Below are 17,425 nucleotides of genomic sequence, written 5' to 3' on the forward strand. Positions count from 1 at the left end.
AGTTAGTAGCCGTTAGGATATTTGGTGAAGTCCATTGATGCGACCAGAGGAAGGCGCTTCTGAGCCTCGGCACGTATCTTATCGAGGTCGGCAGAGTACTCGGAGCGGAGGTACTCCTTCATAATAGCCACCTTCTTCTCGATGATCTCGCGACCGGTATACTTGGCGTCGGAGCGGTTCTTGCCTTCGGCACCCTTGAGACGATCTGCCCACTCGCTGTCGCTGTCGAGGATGTAGTAGGCGAAGAGTTCGGCGAAGTCTTCGTCGGCATCGGTACTGGCGTAGTCACTGACGAAGCCCGCGTAGCTCGCATTCTGCCCCGTACGCCACCAGTAGCTGAAGGCATCCTGCTTCTGGTACTCAAGAGCGGAGAGCTTATCGAACTCAGGTGGGTAAGCTCGCTCTTCGTGGAGCGTGTGAGCCGACTCGTGGAAGAGTACGCTGATGTAGTCCGCACGCACGGTACCTGTGTACTGCGTATTCAGCTCATTGATGTTGTAGATCCAGATCATCCCCTGTGGAGCTGCACCAGCCATACGGCGGTCGATGGCGTAGCCTGAGGAGCCGAAGAGGTTCAGATACTTGATCGTATGGGTCTGTAGATAGCCCTCGGGAGTAGAGGCTTCGTAGACCTGGAAGAACATATACTCGATGAGGTTGAGGTACTCCAGCGCCTTCTCTTCCTTGACTGGAGCGAGGAGATAGCGGCGGTCTGTGACCTTGTCATCGTAGCGGTAGGCGATATCGACATTGTACTTCTTCGCGAAGGCCTGCTGGATATAGCGGTCGAGGCGAGGCAAGCTACTGACCGTCGTGTTCGCGACGACCTGCCGACTGGGTTGTACAGAGTCTATATCAGCGTCGCAACCCGTGAGCCCTGTGAGTGCGAGGGCTGCAAGGGGGAGAAATAGCTTCTTCATAGCGCGTAGTCAATTAGTTGGTAGTCGGATTGGGAGTGATAGCGCCCTTCGTCGCCTGGCTGGGAAGCTGGATGGCGTGGCGAGGATCGCGACCAGGGAGCTTGTCCTGGACGATGTAGCGGTAGCCATTATTGAGGCGGCGGTAGATGGGGATACCGAAGCGCTTGATATCTTGCCAGCGCAGACCTTCGTGCATGGTGAGGATGCGGCGGCACTGCAGGAGGTGCTGCAGGAGGGCATTCTCCTCATCCGAAGCGATTGTGAAGTGCGCATTGAACGCCTTGCGGATTGAGGCCTTCCCTTCGGAGTCGATGGGGAGAGCAGAGTAGAAGGCGACGATCTCCTGCTGGGTGAAGGTCTTTTGACGTGAGTTGTTCTCCCCGTCGTTGAGGTAGTTCGTCGTCCAGAGGTTCATATCCTCGATAGCAGAGGCGTAGTGACTGCTACCCAGATGGAGCTTAGCTTCGGCACGTACCAGCAGCGTCTCGTCGGTGGTGAAGGGTGTCTCTATTGTCTGGATGCTATTGCTGGGGAAGGTGGGGAGCTTCGGCTGGACCGTCTTGTTGATATTCCCTTCGGTGTAGATGAAGGGCTGGAACCAGTAGGGATCCTTAGTACCCCAGATGTTCTTCGCGAAGAGGGTCTCGGTGAGCGTCAGCTCCTGCGACTGCGTGAAGCGTGTATTGTAGTAGGCCGTCCCGCCTGTCACGAGCCATGGGTAGTAGCTGTAGGTGGGGACGGTAAGCAGGTTCGCAGGGTTGCTGATGTCGTAGTAGGCCAGTGCGAAGGAGGCATCGGTACGAGGGATGCTGTAGAAGGCCTTCCAGTTGCGTAGGACGAGCTTAGGATCGGGGCCCAGCACCTTGTCTGCATGTGCTATCGCCTCCGTCCACTTCTGATAGTAGAGGAAGAAGCGTGCGGCGAAGGCATGGGCAGAGGCTGCGGTGAAGTGGAACTTCTTCTCCTTGTCCGTATAGTTCGAATACTTCTCCAGAAGTGGAATCCCTGCCTCAAGGTCAGCAGCGATCTGCTCATAGGTCTCCGCCATCGTACCGCGAGGGTAGTTGGGCTGGAGGTTGACTACGCGCTTCTTGATGTAGGGAATGCCAGGATCCGTGGAGCTGGACGAGGGGTCGTAGGGCAGGCAGAAGAGGTTGGCCAGACAGAAGTGTCCATAGGCACGAGCCAAGAGAGCCTCCCCCTTGATACCCTGTAGCTCCTCTTTATCCCCCCCGAGAGCCTCTATATCCTCCAGCGCTTCGTTGGCATGCGCTATGGAGTTATAGGTATTCTGCCAGATGAGGTAGGGCGCATCATAGAGCCCATCGGAGTTCACAATGGTTTCCCAGTAGGCGGCTTTCTCACAGAACTGATTCGTGTAAGGGTTATTCACCCCGTCATCCTGGATGTTGTCGGAGGAGAGCTCCGTGAGGTACGCAATCGAAGAGGTAGAGTAAGCGCTACCAAGGAGCTTCTCTATCTTGCTCGCATTGTCGGGCTCGACGAGCGAGGAGTAGGGGTTCTCATCGAGGAACTTGTTGCATGATGTCATCGACAGGACGAGCGTGACACCAAGGCTTAGAATCGTGATTGGCTTCATAGCTTCTAAGTATTTCGATGACTACATACCCACCGTGCAGGTGAAGATGAGCGAGTGTGGAGTATAGGCGTAGGGGAGCGCACCGTTGAGCTTCTTATCCGAGTAGATGAGGAAGAGGTTGGAGGCCTGCAGCTTCAGATCGACAGAGGAGAGGAAGCTCTTCGTGAGGAGGCTCTTGGGGATAGAGTAGCCGAGTGATACGTCACGCAGCTGGATGTAGTCGCAGCGAGCGATACGCACGTCGGAGTAGTCGTAGGTCGTGTAGGCCTGCGAGAGATTGGGGTAGCGGTTACGCTGATCTGCCGTGGGGATGGAGGGGACGTTGGTGTGCTCTTCATCACCAGGGGACTTCCAGCGGCGGTTGAACTCATGCCCGAGGACCTCGTAGTCGTAGTACGTGGTGCTGAACTCAGCTGGCAGGCGCTTGATACTACCGAAGGAGTAGAGGATATAGGCGCTCAGCGTGAAGTTGCCGATGCGGAAGCTGTTGTTGAGACCACCTTGGTCGGTAGGTGTGAGTGTACCCGAGTACTTGAGGTAGTCAAGATCCTCCGTCGCGCTGAAGTTGATGTGGTCACGCTCGATCTGCCCCTTGCTATTGTAGAAGAGGGGGAAGCCTTCGCTTGACAGCTTGTAGAAGGGGATAGAGAAGACCGATGCCAGAGGATAGCCTTCGCGGGCAGCACCACTTGAGGAGCTTACCAGCGTGGAGACGTCTGACTGCGAGAGGAGCTTCGTCACCTTATTCGTATTGCGAGCGTAGGAGAAGGACGTCGTCCAAGAGAAGTTCTGCGTCTTGACGTTCTGCGTCGTCAGCGAGAGCTCGACACCCTTAGCTTCCATGGAGGCCACGTTGCCGTAGGGCTTGAAGAAGCCACCCGTACCCTGATTGTAGGAGATGTCTACGAGGTCACGGCCCTGACGTGAGAAGAGGCTGAGCGATACGCCGATGCGGTCCTTCAGGAGTCCGAAGTTGAGGTTCCAGTTCAGCTCATACATCTTCTCATAGGTGAGGTCGTGGTTAGCGGGCTCACTGATATAGAGCGAGGGGGAGCTGTGGTCGCCTGGGCGGAAAGGTAGGTAGCCCTTGATACGCTGGTAGGAGTTGTAGACAGAGGGGAGTGTCCCAGTCATCCCGTAGGAGAGACGCGTGGAGAGTGAGGAGAGGGGGCTGAGGCTGGGGAAGAAGGATTCGCTTGAGACGTCCCAGCCGAGGGCTACGTTCCAAGTGGGGATCCAGCGTACCAGACGAGACTTCCCGAAGCGGTTCGTCCCTTCGTAGCGGAAGGAGCCATCGAGGGTATAGCGACCGAGGTAGCTATAAGAGAGGTTCCCGAGGAAGGAGACATTACGATAGATCGTCGTCGAGCGCGAGTAGTAGTTGTTTCGACGATCATGGAGCCAGTGGAAGAGCATCGGGTCGAAGGTGCTCAGCTGACCGATCTCGAAGTTTACCCCATACTCATTGTGCCAACCATTACGCTCGAGGTAATCGTAGAGGTCTGTACCCCCGACGAGCGTCAGAGCATGCTTGCCCTCAGCGAAGGTGTCGGTATAGGTAGCACGGGCCTGCAGGTCGAAGCGGCGTGAAGCGTACTCCTGGATGGTGCGGTAGCCCCCATGAGGCATGACGACCCGTGGTACGGCATAGACATCATCGGCAGGCTTGTAGAGGTAGCTATTGCGGTCGCGGATGAGACGCTTATTCATCGCACGGAAGCGCTCAGAGGCGTTGGACTTCTCGGTGCGGATGAATTCCGTCAGGTCATTGTAATACTGGATCGAACCGAGGAGCGAAGCGTTGAACTTCGTCGAGGGGCGGTAGGCTATCGAGGCCTGCAGACGGACGTTCACAGCATCGACATCGCGGTAGTTCTGGTTCATCTCCTCCTTGATGTTGTAGGGAGCGAACTCATAGAGGTAGTACTGTGTGGGATCCATCGTACGGGAGAGCGTCTGTGCTACCGAGAGGGGCGTGAAGTCCCCACCGTCATGATCGCGGGTGTAGGATGCATTGACGATCGTCCCGAAGGTCCAGTACTTGTGGGGCTTGAAGGTGGCGTTGAGGTTGAAGAAGTAGGTATTCTCCGACTGTACCTTAGCCCACCCTGGGTCGATCGTAGCGCCGAGGGAGGCGTAGAAGTTCGATACCTGTCCGCCAGATGCCAGCGAGACGGTGTGCTGATGACGGATGCTGTGCTGGAAGAGCTCCTTGAACCAATCGGTATTGCGCATCTCTGCTTCTTGTAGGTAGCGGGTGCGGCCCTCGAGGGTGTTGTCTTGTAGGTACTCCTTATTCTTATACTTGATCGCGTTGTCGTACATCAGCCCGTAGACCCCGTAGCGCGTCTGGTAGAGCACGGTCTCGGGAGAGAGGCTACCACCACCCTCAAGCTCCTTGAGTACCGACATCTGGTCCTGCGAGTTGAGGATGTTAAACTCGCGGTAGGAGGGAATGAAGCGGTAGGTAAGCTGTGAGGTATAGGTGAAGCGGTTGATGCCTTGGCCTGCATGGCGGGTGCGCACGGAGATCACACCACCGGTAGCTTGGTTCCCATAGAGAGCCGTCGCCGAGGCATCGGTGATGACAGTGAAGCTCTCGATATCGCGCTCGGAGAGCCCAGGGAGAGCCGCGGCGATGAGGCGCTTGGCGTCGGTGGAGGCGAGGTCAGCGGTGTTGAACGTGCTGTCTTGCTTATAGACGACACCATCGATGACCCAGAGCGGATAGTACTTGGTCTGGATAGAGGTCGTCTGACGCATGGTCGTCACCGTAGAGCCCTTCTGCTGCTCTTCACCATCCTCGAGGGTAATCTCGAGGGGGGTAGTTGTAGCAGGGGCTTCGGTGGTCTTCTTGCCCGCGAGGGTGAAGACGAGGACGGATTTCTCCGGGACTTGGAGGGAGAACTTCCCTTCCTTGTCGGTCGTCGTGTGCTTGGAGTTGTCGAGCTTGACCGTGACAGATACCTTCGGCAGAGGCGTACCTCTGGAGTCAAGTACCTTCCCTTGGACAAGGATCGTCTGGGCACAAACGGCCGTCACGGAGCCGATGAGTAGCATCAGACTCACGATGAGGTTACGTAGCTGGGTTCCCATAATCTGTAGAGACATTGGTAGGTTAGTGCTTCAGTGCATCTCACTCCCTTTATATAAAGAATAGGGCTGGGGTGAGGTGCAATAGCAAATGTAAATAAAAAGAGAATACGTTGTATTCCTTTTCGATAGCTGCTTATATCCTATATAATTTAAGGAAATGGCTGCGTTGTCTGGGTTTAATTTAGGGAATTCGGCCCGCCTATTAGGGGTGGGGATAGACATAGGAAAAGGGAAGGGGCATCCTACCTCCGAGGTGCAGTCTGGAATGATTTTCGGTAGGGGGAAATTCATCCCTATCGAAGAAGGTAAGGAAACCTATATTGGTCGGCGAGCTGACCTATATAGGTCATCGGTGCAACCAATATAGGTCACCAACGCAACCAATATAGGTCAGCTCGCCGACCAATATAGGTTCACATCTGCCCCTCGTATGTTCGCGAAGGGGATAGCTCTATGGAGGTGTCCTATATATATGATAATTAGAGTGTAGTATCTGCCTGGGTGAATGGAGAATGGTGAGTATCCTATGTGGTATATCCATCTACGAAAAAGAGGCACACCAAGGCTGGTCATCTGACCTATACCTTGGTGTGCCTCTTATCTTGTGTGGGAGTGATTAGCTCAGCGGATCCTCATCTTCGGTGGGCTTGTAGCGCTGGGCATCGAAAGAGGGGACGGTTGGTTTTGCTCCTCCCTGGTGGTCGGGAGCGGGGCACGTCTGATGGATGCGTACCCTGAGCGCCACGATCTCCGTGCTGGTGCTTACTCGCCCTTCGCGGTCAGTCTCACGCACGTACTCGATACGACCAGCGATGGAGATGTGTGCTCCAGTGTGCAGATGCTCCAGCGCTATCCCTGCTTGACCGCGAGCGATGACCCTATGGTAGAGTCGCTGGAGGTAGGGACGGCCACCTTCGCGCCCCGTGACCTCCTCCTCGGTCTTGAGGCGCAGGCGCACCTCGGGGAAGTCGGGCGCCAGATAGTGTACGCTCGGCTCTTCGGTGAGCTCACCCGTGAGGATGACTTGATTGGTCGGGGGGAGTTGGGGCATGAGTGCTTAGCGGTTGAGGACCTTGTTCTTCGCGATGACAGCGACGTAGTCCTTGAGGTAGTTGGGCGTCCAGTAGGCTGTGTCGACAAACTCCTCACGCTCGAAGGATGCCGTGGCAAGGGCGACCATGGCCTTCGCCGTGGGGGCAAAGCCTTCGTCCCATACTTCATAGCTGTGCTCTGGCCACAGATCACGGGCCTTCGTCGCGCCATTACCGATGAGTATAGGGTCTGAGGCAGTGCCGAAGATAGGTGCTTCGGGGGAGAGGATCGCTGCGAAGTCATCCTGCTTGCGCTCCCCCGTGTGGGTGAACTCTGTAGCATAGACCTCCATTCGTCGGGCATCCAGCAGAGGGAAGAGCGTAGCGGTACGCCCCTCGGGGAGTGCGCACTGTGCTTGATGTGCCAGCAGCTCCAGCGTGTCAATAGCGATGAGGGGGACGCGATAGCCGAGGCAGAGGCCCTTGGCAAGCGAAGCCCCGATGCGCAGTCCCGTGTAGCTACCAGGGCCTGCACTCACGGCGATAGCCGAGAGAGAAGCTCCTTCGTGACTGCGGAGTACCTCAAGTAGCTCGTCGACGATGGGGGCAAGGGCTGCAGCGTGCCCACCTTCGGGGGACTCAGCTTCGCGTGAAGCGAGTATTTCTTTACCACGACCGAGGGCGGCACTGCACTTTGTCGTGGAGGTCTCTATACAAAGGATCATAGGGGATAGTGGATCTATCTCTGGGTAGATTAGTCGAGGATGAGCTCTACGGGGCAGTGGTCAGAGCCGTAGATCTCCGTATGGATGGCGGCACCCTGCAGGCGGGGAGCGAGGCGCTCGGAGGCGACGAAGTAGTCGATACGCCAGCCTGAGTTGCGCTCACGGGCCTTGAAGCGGTACGACCACCACGAGTAGATGTCCGCTTGGTCGGGGTAGAAGTAGCGGAAGGTATCGATGAAGCCTGCGTCGAGGAGCTCCTGTAGCTTGCCGCGCTCTTCGTCAGTGAAGCCCGCATTGCGGCGGTTGGACTTGGGGTTCTTCAGGTCGATCTCCTTGTGCGCTACATTGAGGTCGCCGCAGATGATGACGGGCTTCTTCGCATCCAGCCCCTTGAGGTACGAGCGGAAGGCATCCTCCCAGGTCATGCGGTAGTCGAGGCGACGGAGGTCGTCCTGCGAATTCGGTGTGTAGACCGTAACGAGGAAGAATTCGGGATACTCGAGGGTGATGACGCGACCCTCTTGGTCGTGCTCCTCGATACCGATGCCGTAGCTGACGCTGAGAGGCTCGTGGCGGGTGTAGATAGCGGTACCAGAATAACCTTTCTTCACGGCATAGTTCCAGTAGCTAATGTAGCTGGGCAGGTCGGCATCAAGCTGACCCGCCTGCATCTTCGTCTCTTGTAGGCAGACGAAGTCAGCATCTAATTCTTTGATGATATCGGGAAAACCCTTGGTGAAGACGGCGCGCAGGCCGTTGACATTCCAGGAGATGAACTTCATTCGGATAGGAGTTCTTTGTGATTAGTCTTTGTAGGTGGTGGGGTCTTCGATGCCAGCCTCGAGCATGGCCTCACGGCGCTCGATACAGGTGCCACACTGGCCACACTGCACGTCGCCATCTTCGTAGCAGCTCCAGGTCTCGGCGTAGTTGATGCCGAGTGCCTTGCCATGGCGAGCGATCTCACCCTTATTTATATCGGTATAGGGGGCTGTGACCTCGACGCCATTGCTCGTACCGGCTGCGATAGCCTCGTGCATCGGGCGGATGAAGGAGGCACGGCAGTCGGGATAGATAGCGTGGTCACCGAAGTGATTGGCGATATATACGCGCTTTAGGCCTCGGCTCTCAGCGAGACCAGCAGCGATGGAGAGCATGATGCCATTGCGGAAGGGGACGACCGTCGCAGCCATATTTTCCTCGTCATAGCTCCCCTTAGGGATGTCACCGCCACCCTGAAGAAGGGCGCTGCGGAAGTACTGACCCATGAAGCCGAGAGGGATCGTCAAGTGCTCGATACCAAGGCGCTCGCAGTGCAGGCGGGCGTAGGGGATCTCCTGTGCGTTGTGCTTCGACCCGTAGTCGAAGGATATGGCCAGCGCGATATTCGCCTGATATTCGTAGAGGAGGGTGACGCTGTCCATCCCTCCCGAGAGGACGATGAGTCCGTCTTGCTGAGGCATATAGTCGAAGTTAGAGGAAGAAGCTCAGGAGGATCTGAGCAGATATGATACGTACGAACATCCCCACGGGATAGACGATAGCATAGGCTACGGAGCTGGAGCGTGACTCGTTGATGGACATCGCATAGTCCAGCGCCATGGAGTTCGCCATCACGCCGCAGAGCATCCCTACAGTCTCGGCATGCGTCTTCTTATAGCCGAAGAGCGAGAGAAGCCCGACAGCCATCGTCGGGAGGTAGGTGATGAGGAAGCCTAAGCCAATCCAGAGCAGGCCATCTCCGTGGATGATCATCTCGAAGAAGTGCTCACCACTGGCCAGACCCAGCCCTGCGAGATAGAGGATGATGCCGAGCTGCTTGATGAGCTGCGTGGCACTATTGCTCATGTAGGTAGCGATGCGTAGGCGTGCACCGAAGGCACCCATCAGGATACCCACGATGATAGGCCCACCAGCGAGCCCGAGCTTGATCGGCATGCTCAGTCCAGGGATAGCCAAGGGGATCGAGCCGAGGATACAGCCTACGGCGAGGCCGAAGAAGAAGCTGAAGAGCTTCGGCTTGTCGAGGACGTTGATCGAGTCCCCGAGGAACTTCGAGGCACGCTCGATCTCCTGCGCTTCGCCTACCACCGAGAGACGGTCACCGAGCTGCAAGTGTAGGTCGGGCGTAGCGAGGATCTCGATACCAGCACGATCGATACGGGTGATGTTGATCCCGTACTGGTTGCGCAGGCGTAGAGCACCGAGCTTAGCGCCATTGACCTTGGAGTTTGTGATGATGATGCGCTTGCTGACGAGCTGGGAGTCGATAGCGTCCCAGTCGATGTCGGGGCGATTCCAGTCGCGGCTCTCAGCACGGCGACCGAAGAACTGCTCCATCTCCTCGACGTCCTCAGGGTGTACCAAGACCAAGAGGTGGTCACCCTCGTGGAGTACCGTCTGTGAGGAGGGAATGATCAGCGTATCACCACGCCAGATACGCGAGATGATGAAGTGCTTTTCCTCAAGGCGTACGGCTTCGAGGATGGTTTTACCGAAGAGAGCTTCGTTCGTGAGCTCCAGCTCGGTGATATAAGTGTTGCGGGAGTTCTCCTCCTCATTACGCTTGTGGCGCTTCGGATCAAGGATATTGAGGGTCAGTATGGCGAGGATCATCCCGACGACGCCGAGAGGGTAGGTCAGGGCGCAGCCGAGCGCAAGGTCAGCGACTTGGCGGGCACCAGCTGAGCCGAGAGCGTCCTGCATCGTGCTCTGTACGGCTGCGAGCATCGGTGTATTCGTCACAGCGCCAGCCATGATCCCGAGCATATTCGGCATCGAAATACCGAATATATAATGTAGGGCGACCACGACGGTGAGGCCGAGGCCGATGACCATAAGGCCTAACGTATTATATAGCACACCCTGACTCTTGAGCGAAGGGAAGAAGGACGGCCCCACCTCGACACCGAGGGCGTAGACGAAGAGTGCTAAGCCAAGGGTCTGGGCAAAGCTATTCATCTCGGGGTCAACTCGCACGCCGAAGTGAGCGGAGAGGATCCCGACGAAGAATACAAAGGTGATGCCGAGCGATATCTTACCCACGCGTAGCTTGCCGAGCAGGATGCCTACGGCAGAGACGAGGGTGAGCCATACAAGGGTCTCCAGCACCGAGGGGCTGATGAAGACATCGTGTAGCCACGAATAGAGAGCTTGCATTATAATGTACTGAAGTCTTGGGGAGCTTCGCCCATTCACAAGGGCTTAGCTAGGGCAAAAGTACCACTTTTATAGCGATCCTTCTTCTCAGCCGTCAGGTCGTGGACTGGTGATTTTCTATCTCTTGGGAGCGTGAAATATACAAGGGGTTCCGTAGGCTAACCGTATCAATGGTCTCATATTGTTATATGAGTACGTGGGTAGAGCTATATAGGATGGCGAAGAAAGCTATATAGCTTTGGACTGATTCCTATATAGCTTTGCTTGGATTCCTATATAGCTTTCGGTGTGAAGCTATATAGCTTTGTGAAGTGACCTCTATTGGGTTGTTGCTCCGCGTAGGGATAAAACTTGTGGACGAGTAGCAGATAAGTTTGGATTACGTACGTGGCTCTAATATCTACGTACGTGGATTTTAGGATTTACGTATCTGGTCTTTAAGGCTACGTGCGTAGACAGAGGAAAAGCACTACGTGAAGGCGCTTTTTCTTCACGAGAAGGACACTTTTCCCTCCGTTGGATAAGAGGAATACTCGCGATAAAGCGAAGGGCTTGTGTATCACTTCGGAGGGAAATATCGGGGAGCTGGGCGTGCCTGGGTACTATTAATTTGGAGCTTGCATATTGCGCGTATGGTATAAAGATGAGAAGTACAGGGGGCTCCTGACAGGGTGGATTTTGCTGAAGGATTTGCTCCGTGCTGGTAGATAGTCCCTCAGATATCCTCAATATGCCCCTCTGACTTTGATGTGCAGGCTCTGGCGCTCCGACAGTCAAATAGTGAGGATTCACTATATTTGTCCTAAAGGGGTAAGTGCCTAAGTGCACTCCCTGCACTATCTATCACCTCCCACTCTGGCTTCACACCCCAATGGAAGAACCCTTACAACCCAAAAAGCCCTTGGGCTTCTGGAAGACCGTCTTGGCCTCCTTCGTTGGCTTCATCGCAGCAAATATCCTTTGCTCGATCTTCGCCTTTTTCCTATTCATCGTCATCGTCGTAGGTGCTTTGGCCTCAGGCTCTACTCCGACCGAGATCCGTGATGGAAGCGTGCTGAAGATCGATCTTAGCTCGATCTCCGAGATCGTCACTACGGACGAACTCTCAAGCTTCATCCCTGGGATGGCCTCGGACGAGAAGCCGATCTCACTCTCGCAGGCCCTCGCCAGCATCCGTAAGGCGAAGTCGGACTCTCGCATACGAGGTATCTACCTCAATGTCGAGGGCTATAGTGGGGGTATGGCTTCGACGGCAGATCTGCGTGAGGCACTCAAGGACTTCCGCTCCTCGGGGAAGTTCATCATCTCCTACGCTGACTCCTATGACCAGAAGGCCTATTACCTCTCATCTGTAGCGAACCAGGTCATCCTCAACCCTCAGGGTATGGTGGGGCTTGTCGGGCTGGCTTCAGCGCCTACCTTCTACCGTCAGGCTTTGGATAAGCTCGGGGTCAAGGCGCATATCTTTAAGGTCGGTACTTATAAGGGGGCTGTAGAACCCTTCATGCTCGATAAGCTTAGTGAGCCCAATCGTGAGCAGATCTCGGTCTACCTCAACGGGCTGTGGGACTTCATGCTTCGTGAGATCTCGGCTTCGCGCTCGGTGCCCGTCGATAGCCTGCGTGCCTTCGCTGATAGCGGTCGCGCTTTCGGTGAGGCTGAGACCTTCGTGCGTGCTCACCTCGTCGATACCTTGGCTTATCGCCTCGATGTAGAAGACCTCATGGCGCAGCGCCTCGATGTCGCCTCGGCTGATGATATCCCTGTGGTGACGTTGTCGGACTTCCTTATGGAGCCTGATCCGCTGGACAAGGGACGTACCGATAAGGACAATGCTGTGAAGGTACTCTTCGCAGAAGGGGAGATCACAGAGAGTCCGCTTAGTAGCGATGGTATCACGAGCGACTTGGCACGTGACCTTCGTGCGCTGCGTGATGACCCTACGGCTAAGGCTGTCGTCCTGCGCATCAATTCGCCAGGGGGGAGTGCCTTCCTCTCGGAGCAGATCTGGCATGAGGTACGTGAGCTGAGTCAGTCGCGCACGGTCGTCGTCTCCATGGGGGACGTAGCGGCGTCGGGTGGCTACTACATTGCTTCGGCAGCTGATGCTATCGTCGCCAGTCCCGTGACGCTCACAGGGTCTATCGGGATCTTCGGTATCCTGCCCGATGCGTCTGAGCTTGGACGTAAGGTCGGGGTAAGCATTGATGTCGTGCAGACTTCGCCCTATGCAGATATGAGTATGAGTGATCCGATGGCTATGCTTCTGCGTCCGCTGACTCCTGAGAAGGGACAGCTGATCCAAATGGAGGTAGAGCGTGGATATAAGACCTTCCTCTCCCGCGTCGCTATCGGCCGTGATATGTCTGTTGAAGCAGTAGACTCCGTCGGTCAGGGTCGCGTGTGGCTCGGTGCTAAGGCGAAGGAGCTTGGGCTTGTCGATGAGCTTGGGGGGCTGGAGACGGCTATCCGCCTTGCTGCACGCCTCGCAGGCCTTCATGAGGGCTATGCCGTAGACTACGGCACCACGTCTACAAGCTTCCTTGAAGAGCTCTTTGCCTCAAAGACCTCCGAGCGCTTCACTGCACGTTTACGTGACTTCTTTATGACAGACGAAGAGAAGAAGATCCGTGAGTTCTTCCGCGAAGGCTACCGCTATACGGGGATCCTCGCACGTCTGCCCTACGAATATACATCCTACTAATCACAGGGAGGGCACAAGCATCGCTCGCACCCTCCCTCTCCTCACCTCGGTGTAATGAAGAAAAGTAATAATCCGCTCCTCTATCCGCTCTCCTGGCTCTACGGTCTGGGGGTAGGCCTGCGCAACTTTCTCTTCAACCAAGGTATACTCAAGCAGCAGGCTTATCCCATTCCCTTGATCTGTGTCGGTAATATCACCGTCGGAGGGACAGGGAAGACGCCCCATGTCGAGCTACTCATCTCGATCCTTCATAAGCAATATCGTATCGCTGTCATCAGTCGTGGCTACAAGCGAAAGAGCCGTGGCTTGAGGGAGGTGACCCTGACCTCGACAGCTGAAGAAGTCGGAGATGAGCCCAAGCAAATCAAGCAGAAGTATCCCGAGGTGCGCTTCATTGTCGATGGCAATCGTCGCCGTGCTATGCGCTACCTACTGGCACTCCATGAGGAAGAGCGCCCCGAGGTGGTCCTCCTCGATGATGGCTTCCAGCACCGCTACGTGCAGCCCTCCTTCAATATCCTGCTCATCGATGCCCAGCGTGAGCTGCATGATGATGAGCTTCTCCCCCTCGGAGGCTTGCGCGAGCCTGCTACGGCACGCTATCGTGCTGACTGCATCATCCTGACGAAGTGCCCACATGATATGCAGCCGATCAAGCTACGTATAATGCAGCGCAACCTTGATCTCTATGCGCATCAGGAGATCTTCTTCTCACGCATCCACTATCAGCATCCACGCGCAGTGCGTACCCTTCTCGGAGATATTGGTAGTCCGCTTCCTAAGGATGCACTCATCATCGCCCTCTCTGGGATTGCTTCGCCAGGGCTTTTCTTTACCTACCTAGGTGAGCGGTATGAGCTGATTGACCAGCTTGTCTACCCCGATCATCATCAGTTTCGCCCCAAGGACTTCACTGCTATCACTGAGCGCTGGCAGGAGCTGTGTGAGCAGCACTCGGGGCGTCCTGTCTACATCGTCTGTACGGAGAAGGATGCGGTACGCTTCACCGATAGCCTTGGAGAACTCCCTGAAGAGCTGGTCAAGCAGCTGTACTTCCTCCCGATCGAGACGCAGATACTCTACAAGCCGCAGGAGTTTCGTGAGATGATATGCAAGGCGGCTAACTCCCTACCACCCTCCCTGCAAGGGCTGCGCTAAGGAGCTTTTCCTCTCCCATCGAAGGTGCTGCGCTTGCGGTGCCTATCCCAAGTATTCTATATCTATATGCAACGAACAGAGATCTCTTCGCTCGGCGAATTTGCGCTCATCAAGCGCCTGACCCGAGACTTCCCCATACAGCATGAGAGCACCCGCCGTGGTGTGGGCGATGATGCTGCCGTCATCGCTTACCCCGAAGGACTGCAGACGCTCGTGACGACTGACCTCCTTCTTGAGGGGATTCACTTCGACTTGACTTATACTCCGCTCAGACACTTAGGCTATAAGGCTGCTGTCGCAAGCTTCTCTGATATCTATGCGATGAACGGGCATCCACAGCAGCTCACCTGCTCGGTCGGTGTCTCGGCTCGCTTCGCTGTGGAGGACCTTGAGGAGCTCTATGCCGGTATTCGCCTTGCATGTAGCCGTTACGGGGTAGACTTAGTTGGGGGAGATACCTCGGCAAGCCTCACGGGACTCTGCATCAGCATCACCTGTCTGGGGGCTGCTCGCGAAGAGGAGATCGTCTATCGTAGTGGTGCTCAGCCCACCGACCTCATCTGCGTCAGCGGGAATCTCGGTGCCGCCTATATGGGACTCCAGCTTCTGGAGCGTGAGAAGCGCGTCTTCGCAGGGGAGAAGGGAGACTTCGAGCCTGACTTTGCCGAGCATGAATACATCCTCGAGCGCCAGCTTCGCCCCGAAGCCCGCCAAGATATCATCCTTGCTCTTCGAGAGAAGGGACTGCGTCCCACGTCGATGATCGATAGCTCGGATGGCTTAGCCTCCGAACTCCTCCACCTCGCTACGGAGAGTGGTGTAGGGGTGCGTATCTATGAGGAGCGTCTGCCGATCGATATCGAGACGCATCGTATGGCTGAGGAGCTGAATATGTCGACGACGACGGTAGCGATGAATGGCGGCGAAGACTTTGAGCTCATCTTCACCATTCCGCTTGCTGAGCTGGATCGCCTGAAGGAGCTGGATGGTATCCATATCATCGGTCATGTGACCAGTCCTGGGCAGGGCTGCTACCTCGTTACCCCCGATGGTGCAGAGCTTCGTCTGCGTGCTCAAGGGTGGCCTGATGAGGCAGAGGAATAAAGTCCCTCTACTATATAGCCTACTTGTCCTCTATCTACAGGGGACTAATAAAATAGAAGGGTACTCTCCTTAAGTGGAGAGTACCCTTTGCACGTATAGGGGTTCTTGTAGTGTGTCAGCTCATCGAGCTTGAGTTATAGCTAATGTGTGGGGCGAAGCTGACGGCGCCAGTAGCGCAGGAGCTCCGTGTGGTCGCCAGAGGCAAGGTTCTCTTCGAGCAGATGGATGATGAGTTCCACCGCCTCAGGACAGCCAAGGTGCGCTGCTTGCTCTGCATAGTAGTAGGCAGCATCGTAGTCAATGGGCCCCCCACCATTGCCAGGGAGGAAGCCCTTGGCGACGATCAGATAGGCTGTGCCCGAACCAGCTTCCATAGCCTTTCTGAGATAGTTGATAGCTGTGTCTTCGTTGGCCTCGACACCCTTCCCATCACGATAGAGATGATAGAGCTGGAGATAGGCATCGGAGAAGCCTCGCTCTCCAGAGGCTTGGAGATAGAAGAGCGCCTGTGGAGGTACAGCTGCTCCTTCCTTTTCTTCGATCTGGATAAGAGCGCTGGTATAGAGTGCTAAGGGATAGCCTTGCTCTGCAGCCTTAGTTAGCCATTCGAAGGCAGGACGATCGCTACCTTCCCCATGCCCTGAGGCGTAGTAGTCAAAGAGGAGGTACTGTGCTTCGGCATCGCCAGCTTCAGCTGCCGCCCGTACTTCTTCGAGGCTGCGTGTGTCGAAAGAGGGGGCGGTGGGTAGGTCAATGTGTGTCAAGTTAATTGCAGGGCGAGAGCAAGAGACTACGCCTTGGGAGGCCGTTGCTTGAGAAGATGATGCCTGTGTCTCGGTACTTTGTGCGCGCCGCCCTTCCTTGTTGCTGGAGAAGAGCTGTGCGATTTTTGAGAAAATATTGCTCATTGATTAGGTTCTTTTCTGTAAGTTGGTGGCGTATATTATGGCCGCCTTTGTTAAATGTATGCTTGTATGCTATTGCAAATATAAGGAAATAGTCTATCCGATGTATCGCTATTTGGGTATGGGGCTGCATCGGAAGCGATATATTTGTAGGGGCTCTCACACTACTCGTAGGGATCTTGTGAAGTAGAACGCGCTTATCTTGATAAGCTACAAGGGCTTATCCGGAGACTCATACAGACAGACTCATATCAATAGGATACTGTTGCTGCGAGTCCTGTCCTCTATTTAGAGTGCTAAGGCATCGCACGCCCATCTCCCCGATATGCCTCTCCGAAGAGATACATGAGCCCTTCGCCTTATCACGCATATTCCTCTTATCCAGCGGAGGGAAAAGCATCGTCCTCGTGAAGAAAAAGCACCTTCACGTAGTGGTTTTCTTTGATCTATGCACGTAGTCTTAAAGACCAGGCACGTCAGTCCAAGTATCCACGTACGTAGATATTAGAGCCACGTACGTAGACCAAACTTATCTGCTACTCGTCCACAGCTTTTATCCCTGCGCAAAGCAATGGTCTCAATAGTGGTATGCGGTATGAACCACTATTGCTTGCGGTGTGAACCAGTAGTGCTACGAGTGGAAAGCAATAGTGCTTCGCGCATGGAGCCGTAGTGGAATGCTCCGCATAGTGTAGTGCAATGAATCTGTATCGGCTACTTCTAATAATTGTCGTATCTTTGCAGCCGATCCGATAAGCCCAGATGGCGGAATCGGTAGACGCGTTGGTCTCAAACACCAATGGACGAAAGTTCGTGCCGGTTCGATCCCGGCTCTGGGTACAATGAAGCGCTCCCCACTATGATCACCAGACCATAGTGGGGATCGCTCTTTTAGCCGTAGGCCTGTGGTGCTTTTATACGTTCTATTACCTCAGAAGTGAAGAAAATCGTCCGCTGATAGGGGGAGCAACGCAGGAAAAAGGGAGGGATTCGGTACTCTTTCTCGTTATCAAGAAAAATTTT

Annotated in this window: 12 protein-coding genes and 1 tRNA gene; 4 read left to right on the top strand and 9 right to left on the bottom strand. The window is 55.3% G+C overall.

Annotation, left to right across the window (positions count from 1 at the left end; genetic code table 11):
- Positions 1 to 2 precede the first annotated feature (2 nt).
- The 8 genes from HMPREF1323_RS01910 to HMPREF1323_RS01950 form a co-directional block, all read right to left on the bottom strand.
- Positions 3 to 920: a substrate import-associated zinc metallohydrolase lipoprotein gene (locus HMPREF1323_RS01910; protein ID WP_009432446.1), complete on the bottom strand. Its 918-nt coding sequence runs from the start codon at positions 918 to 920 to the stop codon at positions 3 to 5.
- Positions 921 to 933: 13 nt separating this feature from the next.
- Positions 934 to 2,520, bottom strand: a complete 1,587-nt coding sequence (locus HMPREF1323_RS01915) for a RagB/SusD family nutrient uptake outer membrane protein (RefSeq protein WP_009432488.1) — start codon at positions 2,518 to 2,520, stop codon at positions 934 to 936.
- Between the two features lie 21 nt (positions 2,521 to 2,541).
- Positions 2,542 to 5,616: a carboxypeptidase-like regulatory domain-containing protein gene (locus tag HMPREF1323_RS01920; RefSeq protein WP_044123892.1), complete on the bottom strand. Its 3,075-nt coding sequence runs from the start codon at positions 5,614 to 5,616 to the stop codon at positions 2,542 to 2,544.
- Positions 5,617 to 6,232: 616 nt separating this feature from the next.
- The gene (locus HMPREF1323_RS01930) at positions 6,233 to 6,667 is read right to left on the bottom strand and encodes a single-stranded DNA-binding protein (RefSeq protein ID WP_009432435.1); all 435 of its coding nucleotides are present in this window, start codon (positions 6,665 to 6,667) and stop codon (positions 6,233 to 6,235) included.
- 6 nt (positions 6,668 to 6,673) lie between these two features.
- Complete coding sequence (gene tsaB / locus HMPREF1323_RS01935; RefSeq protein WP_009432460.1) at positions 6,674 to 7,372, bottom strand: tRNA (adenosine(37)-N6)-threonylcarbamoyltransferase complex dimerization subunit type 1 TsaB; 699 nt, start codon at positions 7,370 to 7,372, stop codon at positions 6,674 to 6,676.
- Between the two features lie 29 nt (positions 7,373 to 7,401).
- Positions 7,402 to 8,154, bottom strand: a complete 753-nt coding sequence (locus tag HMPREF1323_RS01940) for an exodeoxyribonuclease III (RefSeq protein ID WP_009432485.1) — start codon at positions 8,152 to 8,154, stop codon at positions 7,402 to 7,404.
- Positions 8,155 to 8,175: 21 nt separating this feature from the next.
- Entirely contained in the window at positions 8,176 to 8,835 is a 660-nt protein-coding gene (gene queC, locus HMPREF1323_RS01945; RefSeq protein WP_009432496.1) for a 7-cyano-7-deazaguanine synthase QueC, read from the bottom strand.
- A 10-nt stretch (positions 8,836 to 8,845) separates the two neighbouring features.
- Complete coding sequence (locus HMPREF1323_RS01950) at positions 8,846 to 10,531, bottom strand: putative transporter (protein ID WP_009432425.1); 1,686 nt, start codon at positions 10,529 to 10,531, stop codon at positions 8,846 to 8,848.
- A gap of 871 nt (positions 10,532 to 11,402) precedes the next feature.
- Here HMPREF1323_RS01950 and sppA point away from each other — a divergent pair.
- From sppA to thiL, 3 genes are all read left to right on the top strand, one after another.
- The gene (sppA, locus tag HMPREF1323_RS01955; RefSeq protein WP_009432440.1) at positions 11,403 to 13,235 is read left to right on the top strand and encodes a signal peptide peptidase SppA; all 1,833 of its coding nucleotides are present in this window, start codon (positions 11,403 to 11,405) and stop codon (positions 13,233 to 13,235) included.
- Between the two features lie 54 nt (positions 13,236 to 13,289).
- Positions 13,290 to 14,393 carry a tetraacyldisaccharide 4'-kinase gene (gene lpxK / locus HMPREF1323_RS01960; protein ID WP_009432429.1) on the top strand — a complete coding sequence of 368 codons (1,104 nt, stop codon included), beginning with the start codon at positions 13,290 to 13,292 and terminating at the stop codon, positions 14,391 to 14,393.
- Positions 14,394 to 14,459: 66 nt separating this feature from the next.
- Complete coding sequence (gene thiL, locus HMPREF1323_RS01965; RefSeq protein ID WP_009432495.1) at positions 14,460 to 15,497, top strand: thiamine-phosphate kinase; 1,038 nt, start codon at positions 14,460 to 14,462, stop codon at positions 15,495 to 15,497.
- 140 nt (positions 15,498 to 15,637) lie between these two features.
- On the opposite strand, the gene HMPREF1323_RS08940 is transcribed toward thiL, so the two are convergent.
- Positions 15,638 to 16,405 (bottom strand): tetratricopeptide repeat protein, encoded by a 768-nt coding sequence (locus HMPREF1323_RS08940; protein WP_009432433.1) that lies wholly within the window; start codon positions 16,403 to 16,405, stop codon positions 15,638 to 15,640.
- A gap of 753 nt (positions 16,406 to 17,158) precedes the next feature.
- Here HMPREF1323_RS08940 and HMPREF1323_RS01980 point away from each other — a divergent pair.
- Positions 17,159 to 17,242: transfer RNA gene (locus HMPREF1323_RS01980), tRNA-Leu, on the top strand.
- The last annotated feature ends 183 nt before the right edge of the window (positions 17,243 to 17,425 follow it).

This window comes from Porphyromonas sp. oral taxon 279 str. F0450 (assembly GCF_000292995.1).
Classification (GTDB): domain Bacteria; phylum Bacteroidota; class Bacteroidia; order Bacteroidales; family Porphyromonadaceae; genus Porphyromonas; species Porphyromonas pasteri.